Origin of the sequence: Chryseobacterium gotjawalense, from assembly GCF_030012525.1 — a bacterium.
Lineage (GTDB): Bacteria > Bacteroidota > Bacteroidia > Flavobacteriales > Weeksellaceae > Kaistella > Kaistella gotjawalense.
Map to the genome: position 1 here is coordinate 53528 of NZ_CP124855.1, position 21233 is coordinate 74760.

At 37.4% G+C, this 21233-nt stretch carries 13 protein-coding genes and 6 tRNA genes; 7 read left to right on the top strand and 12 right to left on the bottom strand.

Annotated elements, in window-relative coordinates; translation table 11 throughout:
• Positions 1-134: 134 nt before the first annotated feature.
• Entirely contained in the window at positions 135-1448 is a 1314-nt protein-coding gene (gene ahcY, locus QGN23_RS00265; protein ID WP_282905066.1) for an adenosylhomocysteinase, read from the bottom strand.
• Positions 1449-1589: 141 nt separating this feature from the next.
• Here ahcY and QGN23_RS00270 point away from each other — a divergent pair, with 141 nt between their 5' ends.
• Positions 1590-2249 (top strand): 4'-phosphopantetheinyl transferase family protein, encoded by a 660-nt coding sequence (locus tag QGN23_RS00270; protein ID WP_282905067.1) that lies wholly within the window; start codon positions 1590-1592, stop codon positions 2247-2249.
• On the opposite strand, the gene QGN23_RS00275 is transcribed toward QGN23_RS00270, so the two are convergent.
• From QGN23_RS00275 to porU, 3 genes are all read right to left on the bottom strand, one after another.
• Positions 2225-4486, bottom strand: a complete 2262-nt coding sequence (locus tag QGN23_RS00275; RefSeq protein ID WP_282905068.1) for an FUSC family protein — start codon at positions 4484-4486, stop codon at positions 2225-2227. The two genes, QGN23_RS00270 and QGN23_RS00275, sit on opposite strands and share 25 nt — an antisense overlap.
• Positions 4487-4562: 76 nt before the next feature.
• A complete protein-coding gene (gene porV / locus QGN23_RS00280; protein WP_282905069.1) occupies positions 4563-5693 on the bottom strand; it encodes a type IX secretion system outer membrane channel protein PorV in 1131 nt (376 codons plus the stop codon).
• Between the two features lie 34 nt (positions 5694-5727).
• Positions 5728-9621 (bottom strand): type IX secretion system sortase PorU, encoded by a 3894-nt coding sequence (gene porU / locus QGN23_RS00285; RefSeq protein ID WP_282905070.1) that lies wholly within the window; start codon positions 9619-9621, stop codon positions 5728-5730.
• Positions 9622-9781: 160 nt separating this feature from the next.
• On the opposite strand from porU, the gene gldJ reads away from it, so the two are divergent.
• Both gldJ and QGN23_RS00295 read left to right on the top strand, forming a co-directional pair.
• A complete protein-coding gene (gldJ, locus tag QGN23_RS00290; protein ID WP_282905071.1) occupies positions 9782-11389 on the top strand; it encodes a gliding motility lipoprotein GldJ in 1608 nt (535 codons plus the stop codon).
• A gap of 60 nt (positions 11390-11449) precedes the next feature.
• Positions 11450-12724 carry a UDP-N-acetylmuramoyl-tripeptide--D-alanyl-D-alanine ligase gene (locus QGN23_RS00295; RefSeq protein WP_282905072.1) on the top strand — a complete coding sequence of 425 codons (1275 nt, stop codon included), beginning with the start codon at positions 11450-11452 and terminating at the stop codon, positions 12722-12724.
• Here the strand turns inward: QGN23_RS00295 and QGN23_RS00300 are convergent.
• Positions 12721-13326: an NUDIX hydrolase gene (locus QGN23_RS00300; RefSeq protein ID WP_282905073.1), complete on the bottom strand. Its 606-nt coding sequence runs from the start codon at positions 13324-13326 to the stop codon at positions 12721-12723. The genes QGN23_RS00295 and QGN23_RS00300 overlap by 4 nt on opposite strands.
• 33 nt (positions 13327-13359) lie before the next feature.
• Between QGN23_RS00300 and QGN23_RS00305 the strand changes: the two genes are divergently transcribed.
• Positions 13360-13746: an SRPBCC family protein gene (locus QGN23_RS00305; RefSeq protein ID WP_282905074.1), complete on the top strand. Its 387-nt coding sequence runs from the start codon at positions 13360-13362 to the stop codon at positions 13744-13746.
• Positions 13747-13797: 51 nt separating this feature from the next.
• Here QGN23_RS00305 and QGN23_RS00310 read toward each other — a convergent pair whose 3' ends face one another.
• The 7 genes from QGN23_RS00310 to QGN23_RS00340 form a co-directional block, all read right to left on the bottom strand.
• A complete protein-coding gene (locus QGN23_RS00310; protein ID WP_282905075.1) occupies positions 13798-14493 on the bottom strand; it encodes an ABC transporter ATP-binding protein in 696 nt (231 codons plus the stop codon).
• Between the two features lie 107 nt (positions 14494-14600).
• Positions 14601-14674: transfer RNA gene (locus tag QGN23_RS00315), tRNA-Arg, on the bottom strand.
• An 84-nt stretch (positions 14675-14758) separates the two neighbouring features.
• A tRNA-Pro gene (locus tag QGN23_RS00320) sits at positions 14759-14833 on the bottom strand.
• A 20-nt stretch (positions 14834-14853) separates the two neighbouring features.
• Positions 14854-14940, bottom strand: a tRNA-Ser gene (locus QGN23_RS00325).
• Positions 14941-14989: 49 nt separating this feature from the next.
• Positions 14990-15063: transfer RNA gene (locus tag QGN23_RS00330), tRNA-Arg, on the bottom strand.
• 79 nt (positions 15064-15142) lie between these two features.
• Positions 15143-15217, bottom strand: a tRNA-Pro gene (locus QGN23_RS00335).
• 21 nt (positions 15218-15238) lie between these two features.
• Positions 15239-15325 (bottom strand) — tRNA-Ser (locus tag QGN23_RS00340).
• A 132-nt stretch (positions 15326-15457) separates the two neighbouring features.
• On the opposite strand from QGN23_RS00340, the gene QGN23_RS00345 reads away from it, so the two are divergent.
• From QGN23_RS00345 to QGN23_RS00355, 3 genes are all read left to right on the top strand, one after another.
• Positions 15458-16474, top strand: a complete 1017-nt coding sequence (locus tag QGN23_RS00345) for an N-acetylmuramoyl-L-alanine amidase (protein ID WP_282905076.1) — start codon at positions 15458-15460, stop codon at positions 16472-16474.
• Positions 16475-16587: 113 nt separating this feature from the next.
• The gene (aspA, locus tag QGN23_RS00350; RefSeq protein ID WP_282905077.1) at positions 16588-17991 is read left to right on the top strand and encodes an aspartate ammonia-lyase; all 1404 of its coding nucleotides are present in this window, start codon (positions 16588-16590) and stop codon (positions 17989-17991) included.
• Positions 17992-18036: 45 nt separating this feature from the next.
• The gene (locus QGN23_RS00355; RefSeq protein WP_282905078.1) at positions 18037-20952 is read left to right on the top strand and encodes a M16 family metallopeptidase; all 2916 of its coding nucleotides are present in this window, start codon (positions 18037-18039) and stop codon (positions 20950-20952) included.
• Positions 20953-21233: the final 281 nt, after the last annotated feature.

Genomic DNA, 21233 nt, shown 5'->3' on the forward strand with positions numbered 1-21233 from the left:
TAATTAAATGCTTTCGTCAATCATTTTCTAACAGGTTGGTGAAATAGCATAATAGAGTCTGCGAAAAATAAAAGAACTCTCTGAAATTTTCAAAGAGTTCTTTTTAAGGTGAAATATCTTAAATATTCTTAATCTTAGTATCTGTAATATTCCGGTTTGAATGGACCTTTTACATCAACACCGATATATTTTGCCTGAGCTTCAGTTAAAGTTTCCAGTTCTACGCCTAATTTTGCAAGGTGCAAAGCCGCTACTTTTTCATCCAGATGTTTTGGCAAAGTATAAACTTCGTTTCCATAAGCGGAAGAGTTGGTCCACAATTCAATTTGAGCCAAAGTCTGGTTTGTAAATGAGTTGCTCATTACAAAACTTGGGTGTCCTGTTGCGCAGCCAAGATTTACCAAACGGCCTTCTGCCAAAATGATGATTTCTTTTCCGTCGATATTGTAGACATCAACCTGTGGTTTAACTTCGTATTTGGTATCGCCGTAGTTTTTGTTCAGCCAAGCCATATCGATTTCATTATCGAAGTGACCGATATTACAAACGATGGTTTTGTCTTTCATTCTTTTGAAATCCTCTCCTTTAACAATGTTAAAGTTACCGGTAGTTGTAATAATGATATCTGCATTTTCAACGACAGAACTTAGTTTTTTAACTTCGAAACCTTCCATTGCGGCCTGTAAAGCACAGATTGGATCAACTTCGGTTACCGTAACGATAGAGCCTGCACCTTTGAAAGAAGCCGCAGTTCCTTTACCCACATCACCGTAGCCACAAACGACCACTCTTTTACCCGCCAACATTACATCAGTTGCTCTTCTCACGGCATCAACCGCAGATTCTCTACAGCCGTATTTATTGTCGAATTTTGATTTTGTTACCGAATCATTCACGTTGATTGCAGGCATTACCAAAGTTCCGTTCTGCATTCTTTCGTATAATCTGTGAACTCCTGTAGTTGTTTCTTCAGAAAGCCCTTTGATTCCCGCTGTTAATTCAGGATATTTATCGAAAACCAGATTGGTTAAATCACCACCATCATCTAAAATAAGGGTTAATGGTTTTCTGTCTTCACCGAAAAATACAGTTTGCTCGATACACCATTCGAATTCCTCTTCAGTCATTCCTTTCCAGGCGTAAACCGGGATTCCGGCAGCGGCAATTGCAGCAGCAGCATGGTCTTGGGTAGAGAAAATATTACAGGAAGACCAGGTAACATCTGCGCCCAAAGCTACCAAAGTTTCAATTAAAACAGCAGTTTGAATTGTCATGTGAAGACAACCTGCTATTCTTGCCCCTTTCAGTGGTTGAGACGGGCCGTATTCTTCACGAATCGCCATTAATCCCGGCATTTCTGCTTCGGCTAAATTAATTTCTTTTCTCCCGTAATCGGCTAGTGAGATATCCTTAACTTTATAAGGAATGTATTGGGTTGTAGTATCCATCTGATAAAATAAATTTGGTGCAAAGATACGAAATGTCTTTCTTTAAATTTCGTTCAATTACCAAATACCGATTATGTTTTTAATCTATTGTTCAAATGAATTAAAGAGAATGAAACATGCTGGCAAATTTAAAATTTGGCAATGACGTATTTAAAGAATTGTGTAATTTTACCGTCTAATAAATTTTCAATGCCACTTTACCGGGATTTTTCAGATGATCAAGCAACCATTCTTCTTTGGAAGTATGGTGAAGAAGAGGATTTGGATGTAGAGTTTCTGTTAGAAGAAGAGAATTTTGATAAAATTAAAGATTACCATCCGACCAAATTAAAGGAAACGCTGCTGGTCAGAAAAATATTGAAATCGGTTTTGCCGGATCACAAAATTCTTTATAATGAGAGAATCCCTTATTTGTTTCCAAACGATTATGAAATCTCGGTAACGCATTCTTTTCCCTTTGCCGCTTTGGCGATTTCGAAAAATAAAGTTGGGATTGATGTAGAACCTTTTAATCAGAAAATTACCAGAATTCAGCACAAATTTTTACAGGATGAGGAAAGTGGTTTTATCGAAAAAGATAAAGAAGTTGCCTATCTCACCGTTATCTGGTCGCTGAAAGAAAGTCTGTACAAAATTCATCATTCGAATTATTGGTCATTGAAAAAACATTATGAAGTAAAACCTTTCAGCTTAGATTTTCCTTTTAATATAAAATGTCGGGTACACGATGAGCATGTTTCGGATCTGTACAAAGCACGCGTTGAGTTTTTCGAAAATTACTGTTTCACCATTGTTGACTGAAGCTCCGGCTCTAAATTTTCGACGACTTTTCGTTGCTCTCTTGCCACATCATAAATCAATTCCAGAATTTCCTTTAAATTTTTCAGTTCCGTTAAATGGGTGATTCTGCCCGGATCGCGGCGGTCAAAGAATTCATTTTCCTGCAGCTCTTTTTTTCGTTTTTCCAGCAGCGTTTCTACAGAGTCTTCCGGTTCGAGTTTGCTTTCCTGCAAAATACTTTGATGAAGGTTTTTTTGATTTAAAATTAATTTCGTTCTCACTAATTCTGCGGAAATCTTTAGATCCCAACCATTAAAATCAATTTCGGGATAATGCCTGGAGGTCTCTGAATATTGAGAAAACGAAGCGATATACGCCGTAATTAAATGGGAAGTGATGACAAACTGATGCAGATGTTCTAATTTTTTCTGTTGGTTTTTCGGATCAGAAATCATCCTTTGAAAACTATCAGAAAGATTGGCCAGGTCGATAACGGCGGCTTTTCTTTTGAGTTTGTAATCTTCAATTCCAATATTTTCATCTTTAAAAAAAGCCATAGCGGCAGAGAAATATTTGAAATTGCTCTCAGCAGATTTCTTCATGAGATCCAGATTTTGGGTATGTTCCCAAACCGGTAAAACAAAATAGGAGACTACAAAAGCCACGGCACCCGCAATGGCGGTGTCCAGAATCCGGTCTTTAAAAATCGTGTTTAAGTTTCCCGGATTTAAAATATTAAAGGCAAGAAAAATATAGATCGTCATGAAAAAGACGGCTACCGAATAGTTGGTTTTCAGAAAAGCAAAACACAATACCATGGCCGATACGAAAAGGACAAACAGCACATTCTGAAATGGAATGAAATACAGCGTTGCGTAAGCCACCAAAGCTCCGGCCACCGTTCCGTATAACCGTAAAAGATTCCGGTGTTTTGTTGTGGCATAAGCGGGTTTTAAAATCGCTACAATGGTGATAAAAATCCAGTAAGAATGACCGATTCCCAAAAACGTGAGCTGAGAAATAAAGTAACCTACCACTAAAGCGACTGTAATCCGGATCGCATGGCGGAAGTGCGTTGACTTCAAAGAAAAATTGGCAAGAAATATTTTGCTGTTCAGTTTCTCCTCTGCGGTCACAAATTTTTCGACATCAAGTCCTGTCGAAAGACTTTTTGCCATTTTTAGATCTTGGCTGAAAACTTTGTAGATGGTTTTTATTTCATCTGATATCACGGTGATTCTATTCAGAATTAATCGTAAAGTCATAAAATCCTCCAGCGTTTCTGGTGTTAATTTACTGTTTCGCAAATCAAAATAATCATTATATATTTTCTCCAGCGATTCGTCGATATGGCGGATAGGTTTTGCTTTGGTGCCGCTTTGCAGTGCAATCCCGATATTGCTCATTTCTTCTGAAAGCATTTGCAGATAAATTCCCAAAGCGTTCAGAAATTCTGTTGCACCAAAGTTTTCCTGAACCTTGCGGTAATCAGTTTCAGAAGTCATCAGTTTTTCGTGCAAATCAATCGAATTAAGGAACATCAGCATCAGCAACCGGCTCGTAGTTGTGGATTCGTTGACAATTTTCCGGGTTTTAAAAACGGTCTCCCGGGTTTCTTCCTGAAGATTTTTAATTGAAATCTGTTTGGTAATAATCTGAGAATAGAGATTGTCAAAATTAGGATCCTTTAAATAAAATTTTGATTTCAGCGAAAGGTATTTTGCAAGTTCGAGATAATTTTCACCAATCATCTGTCCTGCGAGCTTGTAAGGCTGCATTTTGGAAACAATCAGAAAAATCAGGAAGTAGCAGATAGAACCGGCGAGAAAAATCAGGGAACTTTTAATAATATGACCTCCCGTTAAATGGCCGTCTATAAAAATAGCCAAAACCACTAAAGACAAAGAACCCACCGCAGCCAATCGCTGGCCAAAAACGCCGATCATGGTAAAGAAAATGCTGAAAATAATAATTTCCGGATAAATTAGAACCGGGAAATTTTTGATAACACTGGCCACGATTGACACGAGGAAAAAAGAAGCAATCGCCAGGATTAAAGCATTTCTTCTGCGTATAAAAGGTCCGGGCTGATCTGTAAGCCCTACAAAACTGGTGGCAAGCGGAAAGAGAAAAAAATCCTTGAGCAAACCAAAATGAGCCAGAATTACACTGGGCAAAACAATAGCCAGCGAAATACGAACCGCCGAGGAAATTGCCTGGCTCGTTGCAAATTTTTTTAATTCGGTTGCGTAGTTCATTTTACAAATTTAAACTTTTAAGGTCAAAAAAAAGCCTCAAAATATTTGAGACTTTTTATTTTTGAATTAAGTTTTATTAATAATCCTGAGCATTCGAAGATTCTTCACCGATATTCCAGGTTAATCCAAACCGAAGCGTATTATCTAAAGCTGAATTTGTTTTTGAGGTATTAATTAAATAAGACATATCTAATCCGAAAGACTGGTATTTCAAACCAACGCCTACTGTTGCATATTGTCTGCCACCCTGTTCTACGCTTTCGTGGAAATAACCACCCCGTACGGCAAATGCATTGTCATATTCATATTCAACCGCACCGCTGAACATCATGCTTTTTTGATTGCTGAATGATTTTCCGATTCCATCGATTACGCCCACATTCGGAACATTACCGGTTTGGTCAGGACCCGGAACCAAAAGTTTTGAAGCTTCGAAATTAAGGCCAACTCTGTTTAAATCATCAAGAAATAAATCATAACCAGCACCTAATCTCGCCATGGTCGGAAGATAAGATCTGGATTCTTCATCACCGGTATAATCTAATCTCGGACCTAAATTTTGAACGGCAAAACCTCCTTTTACACGACCTTCAAAATCGTTGATACTGCTGTGTTTTTCCGATTGAAAATATCCTGAAACATCAACTGCGAAAGAGTTTGCAGCTTTTAAGTTGCTGTCTGAGTTAAATCCTCCCGACAAATCAGACCGGATAAACCGGCCGGTAACCGCCATTGAATAGTAGTCTGAAAGTTTTAGAGCATAAGCCAGGTCGATTGAAAATTCGTTTGGTTTTGCAAATCCTCCTTTCTCAAAACCTTGCCCACCGATTGCCAATTTGGTAAGCTCTACCTCACCCATGTTGAAATAATAAATACTTGCAGAAATCGTAGCTCTTTCTTCATCTCCTAAAAACTGATGATAAGCGCCGTAAAGTAAGAAAACATCATTGGTTAATTTACTCATGTAGGGCGTATAGTTGATCCCAATGGCAGAAGTTGTTTTACTGAAAGGGTATTTCGCTGCATTCCAGAACTGGGAAAAAGCGTCGCTGGTGGTTGCAACCCCCTGATCTCCCATTCCTCCTGCTCTTGCATCGGGCGATATTCTTAGGAATGGTGCACCGGTTAAGACTGTTTGGGTCTGCGAATAAGCCGCAACACTCATTCCCAGTCCTAATCCTAAAAATAGTTTTTTAGTCAATGTCATAAAGTCAATTTTTGTCGTTATAAATTTTTTTCAATTATTTTAATAAAACCATTTTTTCGACCGCAGTTGCACTTCCTTTGCATTTGTCCTGATTTTGGCTGCGTGCGAAAATTTTAAATATATAAGTTCCTTTACCAACTGCATCGCCGAAATCATCATTTCCATCCCATTCAATCGCTGTTCTCGGTGTTCTGAATCCTTGCAGGAAAGGTTCTGCCGTAACCGTGGTGCTGAGGGTTCTTACCAATTTACCGGTAATGGTATAAATCTGAACATTCACGTCTAAAACATCATCGCAATTATGTTCAAACTGAACATAGGTTTTATTGGTAAAAGGATTTGGCCAATTTAACAATTTTTTAACGATTAAATTTTGGTCGCTTTCGTCCTTAACTATAAAGTTTAACGTCGCAGTCGTTGAATTATTGTTAATGTCCCAAACTTTAAATGTTAACTGATGCTCACCAGGTGTTAAATTTCTGAAGGGGTAAGTTACGTTTCCTTTTTGATAATCTAATAGGGAAGGATTAGTACATCCATTTCCATCCCCCGAAAAATAGAAATCATTCAGAACAACGGTGTCGATAATTTTACCGTCGAGAACCACGGTGACATCATGCCCAATACCAGAACCGGTGGAGTTGATTCCTTTGTCGTCGGTTACACAGGCAAGGAGTAGGGGATTCTGATCGGTAATGCCACCATCTGCAAAATTGGTGTTGTTCATGTACAATTTTACTTTTGGAGCTTCTGTATCATTGATTCCATCTGGATTAATTCCTCCAATGGTCTGGGTTTGATTATTAAAAACATCGAACACTTTGTTGTCAGCGTAAATTAAAATTCTTCCTGGTCCAGATTCATAATTAATATCTTTCGGGACATAGAATTCTACAGAGAAAACGCCATTGGTGGCAACTCCCGAAGATTTTACAATTGGGCTGCCTTCTTCGGTGTACGTTAATACCGGATTCATTTTCGGCATTCCATCATTATTGAGTGTTTTTTTGGTCAGCCGTTTATCAAAAATATTCACCGCAACTCTTCCATTAAAGGATTCATCTACGCTTCCATCAGCTATTGTAATATGTCCTTTTATTTTTACAAAATCCAATGCACGAAACTGCCCCGGAACCGGAGAGTCGATTTCATCGATGGTAATTAATCGTTTTGGGCGGCTTAATTTTGTAGCAGGATCTCCCAGAAAGTTGACTTTCAAATGGTCATTCGATGGACCTTTTTGAATTTTTGCTTTTAATAAGGCATCACCAAGATTTAAAAAATCGTCATTTTCCAAATCAAAAATATGTTTGGTGAAAATAGTGGTGAAATCTTCACCATAACCAACTCCAATCGCCCGGCTGGAAGTAATCATCGTTGATGCTCCTCCGGTTTTTGATTTAATGACCTGCTCGCCGGCAGAAAAAGTTCCCGGATCATCCCAAAGGGTAAATTCACACGTAATCGTTGAAACCAACGGAAAACGCGAATAGATATTATTGTAATTATTGAAATTCTGAATCTGATCGATTGTTAAAACTCTTTCCTGTGCCCAACCATTGATTCCACCATGACCGAAATAGAACAGGTAAAGACTGTTGCCGACATCATTTGAGATCGCCTGGTTAACTTGCGGGTATCTTTGACCGCCGGCAGAAGTCTGTGCTGGGAATGCATCTAAATAAAGTTTGCGGATATTGTATTCTTTTCTTAATGCTCCTGTTTCGAATACATTGACCAAGGAAGCGTTCATTGTATTGTGGAAAGGAAACTGGTTGTCGGCATCATCATCCACTACGAAATCCATTTTCATTCGCCATTCGCCAAAAGGAGTTGATTGACCGGGATTTGCATTGTTATAAGATAAAGCTTTGTCAATCAAAAGTTTGGCTTCAGACATATTGGCAGCAGGTAATCTACCTACCGGCAAGTTGGGTAATGTTGCAGAGACATTTACTGCGCCAATACTTTGTGGACTGGTCATTACAAAATAATCGTCGGTTACAAATGAATCGGAGTAATTACCACTTTCTTCACTTTGGTAACTTGGTACCACTGACGAACCTGGGTAAGTTTTACCTTTGAAATCATAAGAAGTATCTCCTAAAATAAAAAGATATTTCAATTTTCCTGATGGCGTATTCAGTCGGGTTGCAAAGTCTCTGATTGCGGTAATATCCCGGCTTCCACTGCTGAATTCATTGTAGATTTTGTTAACGTCAACTACCGCTACATTATATTTTCCCTGGTAAAAATTGGCAAGACGCTGAGCCTGTCCCATCATCTCGGGAACCGTAATCATCAGATAATCGATATTTTGTAAACCCGCTAAATCCTGATTATCAATTTTTCCAACAAAAGAAGGAGAAAAAGTTTCATTGTTTTTAAAGGCGACAAACTCATTCACGAAGGTGTTGCTGTTTGCGATATAACCAAAATTAAAATTCGCTGAGTTTCCAGATTTATTTACTTTGTTAACGACATTCGTAATGTCAGAAACTTGCCAGACTTGATCTACTGAAGAGGCATCAGATAAATTAAAAGTGTATGTATTACCACTTTGCTCCACAATATCATATCTTCTAAAATTCATTTGGGTATTATTGAACTTCAAATCTTCTTTATATTGAACTTCAGCATAATCAAAATAAAATTTACCATTAGGATTACTGGCAGAGTTTGGCTCATAATTAAACGAGACTTGATTGCCCTGTAAATTACTTACCGAACCGTTATAAACTACCGGTATATATTCTCTTTTATCATCTGGCGAAACCGAAAAAGTGACCGGATTTATAGTATTTATGTTCACCGTCATTTTATTGCCTTGTGATTGGTAAGCAATATATCGTGACCGGTATGAAATAACATCAGCCGGTTGAATCGGAGATTTGGTTGTAAAAGTGACTGTTTTATTAGTATTAAAAGCATCGCCAGTCCAGATTCTACCAATTTTCATTAAATTGAATTTCTCTTCATTAATGTATTGATATTCATCATAGCGGGAAATGATATTTGAATTAATCGGGACGTCGCTTGCTTGAATTCTCTTGCCAGCTCCTGTATCGAAATTGATGAAATAGTAAGCGAAGTCTTCGTAGATGTTAATAAAGTTATTGGACCTATCCGTTCGCGTTTCTATTCTCCTGTTACCGCTGCCATTACTGCTTTTGAACAGATTATAACCGTTAGGACCCTGTGCATAGAAAAGAGCGTAATCCTCCTCATTCCACACGCCGTCATCTTCACCGAAAACCTGTATTGCATTTTCCTGCAGAGCATCGAAACGGTAGTCCTGATTATGTTCAGGCAACATCAATCCACCATTTCCATAAATTCTAAAATTTTTCGGATTGATATTGGCGGGATTTATTCCATTGTCCCGCAGGAATTTTGCGGTGATTTTAAAAACACCCGATTTGTCAACTTTAATTTTATAAAAATTCCCCTGTTTCAATGGATTTTCAACTGTTCCGATTTTACTTGCGGTATTTAAATTTTGCACCTTCTTTTCAACATTGATCATGGTGAAAGAAGTGAGTCGGTAAATCGTTCCTTTTTCAAATTTTAAGGCAGCAACCCGAATATTGTTGCTTTTTTCCTGAGTGTATGGATTCGTGTAATCACTCACTTCCGATTGATCTTCGGTAGGAAGATTATAATCATTGATGTCGAAAAGTTCCTTTGCGGATATTTTTTCCCAAACCAAATTGGTGACTTTTCTGTCAGTACCACCGTATTTTTCTACCATTCGCAGATAAACGCCGCCATCTTCATATACAAAACTTTCATTTTTAAAAAAAGGAACAGTAACTTTGCTGCTTCCGTAATCAATAACGGTGCTTCCTTCCCAATTTATTTTGGTGGTTTGTGAAAAAGAAAAAGAACTGAATAAAAATACTAAAAAGAGTGTTAAATTGCGTTTCATTTGCTGGTTAATTTGCCCATTACAAATTAAACGAAAATTATTATATAATAATATGATACAATAAAATTAAATTGTTGACGTTCTGCAAAAAATCAATCTTTAATTTGATTTATTAAATAATTTATTTTTTCTTTGTACCTTGATAAATTCTAAATTTACTATGAATAGACTAAAGTTGTTTACAATAATGGCGTTAAGTTCAACACTTATCCTGATGAGTTGCGGCAGTGGTGGCAACAGCAAGAAAGGTGGTGGTACAAAACGTTTTACAAGTAAAACCGGTTGGAAACCCAACGATCAAAAAGGTTGGTTCTTTACCGGAAAACAACAGAAACAAAAAGGCTGGCCAGGAATGGTTTATGTGGAAGGCGGAACATTTACCATGGGCTTGGTGAAAGATGACGTGATGCATGACTGGAATAATACGCCAAAAAGAATGCAGGTGAGTTCTTTCTTCATCGGCGAAACAGAGATTACCAATTACGAATATAGAGAATATGTGACCTGGTTGAAATATGTTTTCCCTCCTTCTGACCCGAGTTTTAAAGAAATTTATACAGGAGCACTTCCAGATACTTTGGTTTGGAATAATAAACTGTCCAGAAACGATTTTGCAGAAACTTATTTCCGTTCGCCAGAGTATGATTACTATCCTGTAGTAGGTGTGTCTTGGTTGCAAGCTTCCAGATATTGTGATTGGTTAACAGATCGTGCCAATGAAAAAGCGTTGATGGAGCAAGGGGTTATTTCGAAAGATTTATACACCAACGATTCGAACAATCAAGGGGCAAGCGCCTTTAATTTAGATAAATTCAAAGGAAATGATCCAGAAATGGAAGCTTATATCAACAAGCAGCGTTTGCAGCAGAAAAGTGGGATAAAAACCAAAAATGCAAGAATCGTTGCAGCGAACAGAAATTCAACTGCAGGAGTGGTAGAAAAGTTCCGCTTGCCAACTGAGGTAGAATGGGAATTTGCGGCGCTGGGAATGCAAAAAGAAAGAGAATACAATCTTTACACCAGCAAAAAACCTGAAATTGATAAATTAAAAGGAAAGAAAGGTAGAGATCGTGGAATGTATTTAGAGAACTTCAAACAGGGAAGTGGAGATTATTCCGGTGTTCCAGGTTGGAAAAACGATGGATCACCAACTACAGCAGACGTAAAAAGATATCCTTCTAATAACTTAGGGATTTTCGGAATGTTTGGCAATGTTTCTGAATGGACTGCCGACGTTTACAGACCAATTATCGATCAGGAGGCAAGTGACTTTAATTATTACAGAGGAAATATAGCAAAAGAAATCGTAAAAAATGCAGATGGGACTTTCAAAAAAGTTGACGCTGTGAAATATGATACGTTAGCTGATGGCCGATTGGTTTATAGAGGATTGCCAGGTCAGTACGAAAGAGAAGTTGTCGCTGATAACAGAAACTTCCGTGACGGTGATTTTCAGTCGTCTCTGGATGCAGGGTACGGAAAGGCAGAAGACAGTTCGACTCTGGGCTATAACATGTACAATTCTAAACAAAAAAGATTTATTGTAGACGGCAGAGGTAGAGTAGTTCTTCAAAAAGACAAAACTTCCAGAACGACCGCATTATCGAATGAAGTTAGAGTAATCAAAGGTGGTTCCTGGTTAGATGGAGCTTACTGGCTTGATCCGGGACAAAGAAGATTCCGTGATGAAGGAAAAGCTTACGGTTGGGTAGGATTCCGCGTTGCACAGGATGCGAAGTCAAACGGAAAAGGAAGAACCAAAAGATAAAATTTAATAAATATTTAAAAATCCTTCTGTTTATGCAGAAGGATTTTTTATTTTTGACCTATGAATGCAATTTCTTTTTATCCCGTTTTTTTAAAATGCGGGAAAGTAACTATCGATAGTAGAAATATTGAACAAAACGATGTGTTTTTTGCCTTTTCCGGTGCAACTTTTAATGCCGCAAAATTAGCTGAAAATGCCATTGACAAAGGAGCGCTGGCAGTTATTGTGGAACAGAAGGAATTTGAAAATGAAAAGAGAAATATTTTCTATGTTCCCTCAACTCTGAAATTCCTGCAGGATCTTGCAAAACATCATAGAAACCAACTTGAAATTCCCGTTATCGGCCTCACCGGGAGTAATGGTAAAACGACCACCAAAGAAATCATTCATGCGGTTCTTTCGCAGAAATATAACGTACAGTATACTTTTGGAAACCTTAATAATCATATTGGTGTTCCGCTGACTTTACTTTCGATAAAACCAGAAAATGAGATCGCGGTGATTGAAATGGGTGCGAACCACCAGAAAGAAATCGAACTGCTTTGTGATCTTGCACAACCTAACTATGGCTATATTACCAATTTCGGCAAAGCACATCTTGAGGGTTTCGGCGGTTTCGAAGGAGTCATTAAAGGCAAATCTGAATTATATGATTATTTGGAAAATCAGTCGCAAACTATTCTGGTTAATGAAAATGATCCGATTCAACTTGAAAAAACAGAAGGGTACCAGCCAACAATCACTTTTGGTGCAGAAACTTCTGATTATCAATTTCAACAGGTTTCAAAAGACAATTCAGTCGGATTGATTTATGGGGGAAATCAGGCGATATCGAAGCTTACGGGAAATTATAATTTCACCAATCTTTGTGCGGCGGCAAGTTTGGGTTTACATTTTGATTTGCATTTTGATCAAATTAAAAATGCCATTGAAAATTATTTGCCAACCAATATGCGGTCGCAGGTTGTAGAAAAGAACGGGAAAACTTTTGTACTCGATACGTATAATGCCAATCCCAGCTCGATGAGCGAGTCTTTAAAAAACTTTAATAATTTTAATGGCAGCAAAACCATTATCATCGGTGATATGTTAGAGTTGGGCGAAGAATCAGAAACAGAACATCAGGCGATTCTGGACCTGGCGAGATCTCTTAATTTTGATGAAATTATTACGGTAGGAAATGAATTTAAGAATATAAATCATTTTTCGAAATCCTATCAGGATGCAAAAGAACTTTCAGAATATTTAAAAAGTAATACCATTGAATCCAAAAATATTTTGTTAAAAGCTTCACGTGGTGTTGCGTTAGAACAAATTTTAGAATTCATCGGTTAGTCTTTGCGCCAAAAATCATTGAGGATTAATTTGATATTTTCAAAGGTCATTGGAAAAACTTCTGCAATAATTTGTTTTTCGTTTTTCCAGGAAACTTCAGAAATTCCTTCTTCTATTTGTGGCACAGGATCCGAAGTCCCAAGATAACTGACACTGAACCAGTAAGTTGTTTTCAGTATTTTTTTGCCGTTTCTTTCGGTATAAATGTGAAAAGTCGTGTTTAAATAATCTTCTAAAATAAGTTCCTTAAGACCGGTTTCTTCCTCTATTTCCCGCAATGCTGCCTGTTCCAGAGATTCTCCTTTTTCTATTTTCCCTTTTGCTAAATCCCATTTACCTAAACGGCGGATAAACAGAATTTCTTCTTTTTGATTGCTTACAACACCGCCTGCTGCTTCAATTACTTTAAAGATTTTGGTGAAATCTTCCCAAATATCTTCAAGATCATCACCGTAAATGTTAAGTTCCGGGCAAGAAGTGTTCTCTAAAAGATCGATTGCCATTTCTAAAGTCGCAAATCCTTCATACCGTAGTTTCTTTTCTATATCTTCCGGATATTTACTAATCGATAATTTTTTTTCATTCACAAAAACTTTATACATTTGCAACGCTTTATTTAATACAAAAATATAAAAATGAATTTAGAAGGACGAAAAATTATCGTAAATAAATCGGGAGCTGAGTTGGTTTCTATGTTAAACACTCCAGAAGGGTACAGAGATCTGATGCCGGATTCTTTACAGAGTTTTGAAGTTCGTGACCAAGGTTTTAAATTCAGTTTAAAAGGAATGCCGGAAATCGCTTTGATCATTGATGAAGTTACAGAAAATCAAGTGACTTTGAAATCCGCAAGTTCGAGCCTGGATTTTGCATTAAAAGGAATGATGAATCCGGTTAATGAAAATCAAACTGAAGTTCAGTTGCTTTTTGAAGGTAAATTTAATCCGTTTATCAAAATGATGGTCGAAAAACCTTTGAAAAACTTTATCGACGTTTTGACCGATAATATCGAAAAAATTTAAGAAATCAAATCTATTGAAAAGCCCCGAATGTTAAGTTCAGGGCTTTTTTGTTTAATGGGTATAGCTGGCAAAAGCTTCTTCCAGACTGCTGTATTTGCCTTTAAATTCTTCGATATTACAATCCTGGATAATGTTTCCCTGGTGAATCAAAATGACCCGCGAACACAGTGCTTCTACTTCCTGCATGATGTGAGTAGAGAGAATTACCGTTTTTTCTTTCCCAATTTCTTTAATCACATTTCTGATTTCGATAATTTGGTTCGGATCCAGACCATTGGTGGGTTCATCTAAAATCAGCAAATCAGGCGAATGTAAAATAGCTTGAGCGAGACCAACTCTTTGTTGGTATCCTTTTGAAAGTTGCGAAATCTTTTTCGATTTTTCTGGGGTGATGCCCACCAATTCAATTACTTCGTGGATTCTCTGTTTTGAAACTTGATGGATGTCCGCCACGAAATTTAAATATTCTTTCACATACATTTCGCTGTAAAGAGGATTGTTTTCCGGTAAAAATCCCATGTTTTTCTTTACTTCAATCTCATCTTCACGAATATCTTTTCCATTAAAAATAATTTGACCTTCATCAATTTTCAGCGCCCCGACAATCGATTTCATCAACGTAGATTTTCCTGCACCATTCGGCCCGAGAAGTCCAATAATCTCATTACGGTCGATTTCAATATTGATATTATTCAAAGCGGTTTGATCTCCAAATTTTTTGGTCAGGTTGATGATTTGTAAAGACATAAATTTTATTTAATGAAGTGCAAATTTAGGAATTGAATAGGAAGTAATCTAATTAGGAAGAATCATTTAAACAAAAAAAGACCGAGAAATATTCTCAGTCTTTTCAGTGAGCGCGACAGGATTCGAACCTGTGACCGTCTGCTTAGAAGGCAGATGCTCTATCCAGCTGAGCTACGCACCCAAATATTAGGATTTTTCAAACTCATCGTTGGGAAGATGAAGTTTTTTAAAAAAAGAAAACTCTCGAAAGAGCTTCCTTATAAAGTCGGGGCGGCAGGATTCGAACCTGCGACCTCCTGGTCCCAAACCAGGCGCGATGACCGGACTACGCTACGCCCCGAGTGATTTTTGCGATTGCTGCGGAGAGTAAGGGATTCGAACCCTTGGTACAGTTTCCCATACGCTTGTTTAGCAAACAAGTCCTTTCGGCCACTCAGGCAACTCTCCTCTCCAATTAAACAAAAAAAAGATAGAGAAAATTCTCGATCTTTTTCAGTGAGCGCGACAGGATTCGAACCTGTGACCGTCTGCTTAGAAGGCAGATGCTCTATCCAGCTGAGCTACGCACCCATTTATAATTTTGAGAAAATTATTAAAACATGGGATTTAAAAAAAAATCTCATTGGGTAAAGAGAATTTTTTTATAAAGTCGGGGCGGCAGGATTCGAACCTGCGACCTCCTGGTCCCAAACCAGGCGCGATGACCGGACTACGCTACGCCCCGAATAATTTTTTGTGGAAGTTGCGGAGAGTAAGGGATTCGAACCCTTGGTACAGTTTCCCATACGCTTGTTTAGCAAACAAGTCCTTTCGGCCACTCAGGCAACTCTCCATTGCAATATTTATAAGAGCTTCTGTTCTGTAATTGCGAGTGCAAATATAAAAGAGTTTTCGTTATAAACCAAAAGAAATTCCTAAAAAATATTCGTATTTTTGACTCTAATTTTAAAATATTTAAAAACGAATGCGTAATTCATTATCTGTCATATCCTTAGGTCTTCTGATTATTTCTTGTGGAACCCAAAAAAATTCACAAGCCGTAGCTGCAAAACCTACATTGCCCCAAGTTTCAGCTACAAAACCAGAAATTCCCGCTCATAAACCGAAAATTCAACATGAAGGTGGGGTCGAATTTTTTAGAGAAAACATCGGTGATGTTACTAAAAATGACAATACGGCCAGTTATGGTTCTATTGTTTCTGCGAATCCTGCTGGATATAAAGTAGTGAAAACTTTCTTTCCGGCAGTTGGACAAAATTTTCGGCAGAAATATATAATTGTGCATTATACTGCTTTGGATGAAGATAAATCGGTAAATGTTCTGACTCAGCAGTCGGTGAGCGCCCATTATTTAGTTAATGATTTAGGAGATAATGAAATTTATCAATTGGTTGATGAGAATAAAAGGGCTTATCACGCTGGAATCAGTACCTGGCGAAACGACAAAATGCTGAATGATACTTCTATTGGGATTGAGATTGTAAATGCAGGTTATAAAACAGATCCCAATGGAATGAAAATTTTCCCTGAATATTCTGAAGCACAGGTCAAGAAAGTGGCTGCTTTGGTAAAGGATCTTGCCAACCGGTATATGATTCCGCCGACCAATGTTTTAGGACATTCTGATATTGCACCAACCAGAAAGCAAGATCCTGGGCCTAAATTTCCATGGAAGAAGTTATACGATGACTACCAAGTTGGGATGTGGTACGACGAAGGTGTTAAAGAAAACTTCTATACGACAGCGGTTTTGGAAGATTATGCCTTGCAGATGACCGTTCCGTCATTCCTGTTTAAAATTCAAACTGCCTTGCGTAATTTCGGGTATGATATTAATCCAAATGGAGTATATGATGATGCTACGAAGAAAACCATTGAAGTTTTTCAATATCATTTCCGGCCTCAAAATTATTCCGGGATGATGGATGCAGAAACTTGGGCAATTTTACAAGCGTTAAACTTGAAGTATCCAAATAAATAAATATCTTTACAATTCTTAAAATGGGCGATAAATTATCGCCTCTTTTTTTAGACTTAACTTAAATCAATTTAATAAATTCAGTAAATAATCTTAACCTTTCAACAAATTATTTTATGGAACATTTCAGAAATGAAAGCGATTTATTAGGAACTTTACAAGTGCCCCAAAATGCATATTACGGAGTGCAAACCCAGCGTGCTATTGATAACTTTAAAATTTCAGGGCAAACTCTTTCTTCTTATCCGCATTTTATTAAAGCGTTGGCGATAGTGAAAAAAGCAGCTGCAAAAACCAATTATGAACTGGGATTGCTTGATGAGAATCTATATAAAATGATTGCCGAAACCTGTGAGGAGCTTATCGCCGGAAATCTGCATGAGCAATTCCCGATTGATATGATTCAGGGTGGAGCAGGAACTTCGGTCAATATGAACGCCAATGAAGTTATTGCAAACAGGGTTTTAGAAAAATTAGGAAAAGAAAAAGGTGATTACCAGTATTGTTCGCCAAACGATCATATCAACCTTTCGCAATCGACAAATGATGCTTATCCAACTTCATTAAAAATGGCTTTGCTTTCTATGAATATAGAGATGGTAGAAAAACTCAAGAAAATAGTAGAAGCATTTCGTGAAAAAGGGAAAGAGTTTGCACCCGTTATTAAAATGGGCAGAACACAGCTGCAGGATGCCGTTCCGATGAGTATGGGTCAGGAGTTCGAAGCTTATGCGGCAACTCTGGAAGAAGATATTTCTAAATTAAATGCGAATGCCAACCTTTTTGTGGAGGTGAATATGGGAGCAACCGCCATCGGAACTGGATTAAATGCGCCGGTTGGTTATGCGAATTTATGTGCTAAAAACCTTGCTGAATTGACCGGGTTTTCTGTTATTTCTGCACCCAACTTGGTAGAAGCAACTCCAGACACAGGCGCTTATGTCATTTATTCTTCGGCTTTAAAAAGATTAGCGGTCAAACTTTCTAAAATCTGTAATGATTTGCGTTTGCTTTCCTCAGGTCCCAGAGCGGGCTTTTTTGAAATCAATCTTCCCGCAATGCAACCTGGTTCTTCAATCATGCCGGGAAAAGTAAATCCTGTAATTCCGGAAGTGGTCAATCAGGTTTGTTTTAAAGTAATCGGAAATGATTTGACGGTGACTTTTGCGGCAGAAGCAGGCCAATTACAATTAAATGTAATGGAACCTGTTCTTTCACATTCAATTATGGAAAGCATGATTTTCTTAGGAAATGCGATGGATACTTTAAGAGAAAAATGTATCGTAGGAATTACGGCAAACAAAGAGGCCTGTTTGAATATGGTGAGAAACAGTATCGGTATTGTAACTGCTTTAAATCCTTATATCGGTTATAAAAATTCAACAGAAATTGCCAAAGAAGCTTTGGAAACAGGCAGAAGTGTTTACGATTTAGTGTTGGAGCGCGGGATTTTATCTGAAGAAAGATTAAATGAAATTCTGGATCCTGCAAACATGCTGAAGCCTCATCAACCAATGTAATTTTTTAAATAAAACTACGGATTATAACCATCGGATAATTAAACTATGAAGAAAATATTAACAACAATAACAATTATTGGAGCACTCACGATGAGCAACGCACAGAAATTTGAAACTACGAAAACGACTGACAAAAGCGGTTATCAATACGAAACCGTTATCAATGATAAAACAGGCGTAAGAATTTATACTTTAAAAAATGGATTAAAAGTGTTCCTTGCGAAAAACGATGACGCACCGAAAATCCAAACCTATATTCCTGTAAGAACCGGAAGTAATAATGATCCTGCTGACAATACAGGATTAGCGCATTATCTGGAACACATGATGTTCAAAGGAACCTCTAATCTTGCAAGTGCAGACTGGGCAAAAGAAAAACCGCTTTTAGAAGAAATTTCTAAACTGTACGACCAGCACAAAGCGGAAAAGGATCCGGAAAAAAAGAAAGCCATCTACAAAAAAATAGATGAAGTTTCGCAAGAGGCAAGTAAATTTGCAATCGCCAACGAATATGATAAAGCGATTTCTTCGCTGGGCGCGTCGGGAACCAATGCGCACACTTGGTTGGATGAAACCGTTTATAAAAATAATATTCCAAACAACGAACTCGAAAAATGGCTGAAAGTGGAGAAAGAAAGATTCTCTGAATTAACTTTAAGATTATTCCATACCGAACTGGAAGCGGTTTATGAAGAATATAACCGTGCTCAGGATAACGACGGACGGTTGGTGAATTATGAATTAATGGACGCGCTTTTCCCAACTCATCCAAATGGTCAGCAAACGACCATCGGGAAATCAGAGCATTTGAAAAACCCATCCATGGTGGCGATTCACAAATATTTTGATGAATATTATGTGCCTAACAATTACGCCATGGTTTTGGTGGGAGATTTAGATTACGACAAAACCATTAAACTGGTAGATCAGTATTTCGGAAGTTTTGAATACAAAGAATTGCCGAAAAAACAAACGATCACTGAAAAACCGATGACCAAAATTGTAGAAAGAACGGTTAAAAGTCCTTCTGCACCAAGGTTACAACTATCGTGGAGATCTGATTCTTACGGAACTCAAAATGCGAGACTTGCGGACATCGTCGGAAATATTCTGACCAACTCCGGAGATTCCGGTTTGATTGATTTAAACATTAATCAAAAACAAAAAGCGCTGAGAGCAATGGCTTACGAGTCCGCGTTTAAAAATTATGGAAGTTTTTCATTGATTATTGTTCCGAAAAATGACCAGACTTTCGACGAAGCTAAAAAATTAATGTTGGATCAAATTGATTTGGTGAAAAAAGGAGAATTCCAGGATTGGTTGATTCCGGCCATCATTAATGATATGAAAATCCAGCGCATGAAAACGTATGAAACCGCTGACGGATTGGCGACTTCATTGTACGGAAGTTACATCAACGACAGAACTTGGGAGCAGGAACTGAATGAGATCAATGAATACGAGAAGATTACGAAAGCCGACGTGGTGAAATTTGCCAACGATTTCTTTAAAGATAATTATGTCATCATTAAAAAAGAAAAAGGCGTTAATGATAAATTAGTCCGCGTAGAAAATCCGGGAATTACTCCAATTAAATTAAACCGGGATGCACAGTCTCCGTTTTTAAAAGGAATTTTAGCGGAGAAATCTTCTGAAATTAAACCTGAATTTATCGATTATGCAAAAGTGCTCAAAACGGATAAAATCGGTGATAAAAAAGTAAGTTTCGTACATAATAAATACAATGATATTGCCCAGGCTCATTTTGTTTTCCCTTTCGGAAGCGACAATGACAAAGAATTAGCTCTGGCAACTCAGGTATTGCAATATTTAGGAACCAATAAATTATCTGCGGAAGACCTTAAAAAAGAATTCTTTAAGTTGGGTATTTCTAATGATTTCAGAACTTCACAGGATCAGTTGAGAATCTCGTTAAGCGGTTTAGAAGAAAATATGCCAAAAGCAATCGAGCTGTTAAAAAACTGGATGCAGAACGCAAAACCAGATCAGAAGGTATACGAAGAAAATGTGAAAACCATTTTGGAAGGTCGCGAAGTTGCCAAAAAGGACAAGGCAAGAATTATGGCCGCTCTGTCTAATTACGCAAAATATGGCAAGGTATCGCGCTTTTCAGATGTGCTTTCGAAATCGCAGTTAGAGGCAATCAATTCGGTAGATATGACGAATAAAATTCAGAATTTGTTGAAGATGCCTTATGAGATTTTCTTTTACGGACAGAATTTTAACGCTTTCAAAAAATATGCAAAACCTTTCGTAGAAAAGGAAACCTTGAAAGTTCCTGCGAAAAACGACTATCCTGAACCGGCAACCAACGGCAATGTATATTTTACCAATTACGATATGGTGCAAACCGAAATGAGTAAAGTGGCAAAAGGACCGAATGTCAATTTAGAGAACCTTGGGAAAATCAGTGTTTTCAATGAATATTTTGGACGGGGATTATCGTCAATCGTTTTCCAGGAAATCCGTGAGAGTAAGAGTTTAGCGTATTCTGCTTATGTTTCTTATGCGTCAAGCAGCGAGTTAAACCGTCCTGATTATGTGACGACTTATATCGGAACTCAAGCCAACAAACTTCCGCAAGCAGTTACTGCCATGGATGAATTAATGGAAAATCTTCCGCAAATCCCGGCACAGTTTGAAAATGCTAAAAATGCGGCGTTGAAACAAATTGCTTCCGGAAGAATCAATAGAACGAATATTTATTTCAATCAGTTAAATCTGAAAAAATTAGGAGTTGATTACGATGTAAGAAAGGATATTTACAAAGAAATCGAAAAATTGTCTTTGGCAGATCTTACGACTTTCTATGATTCACAGATGAAACCATTGAAATATAATACCGCAGTTATCGGTAAAAAAGAAAATCTTGATATGGTTGCAATAAATAAAATGGGCACATTGCACGAAGTTTCTTTGGAAGAAATATTCGGATATTAATTTTGCAGATATGGTTAATAAAAAAAAAGTGAAATTTCGGTTTCACTTTTTTTGTGTTTAATAATAAATTCAAAAAAAATATTTACAAATGAAATTGAGAACAATTAAATATGGTGATTTTACTCTTTTATAACAAAATAAATAGTTTCACATTTGCAATGCGATACATGCCAACGAATTTTTTCGTGACTCACAGACTGATAAAATTGGGGGAACAAAGTTGAATTAGAGCGTACATTTCATTTTGGCAATTGTTTATCAAAAAACGCTAATAAAATGAT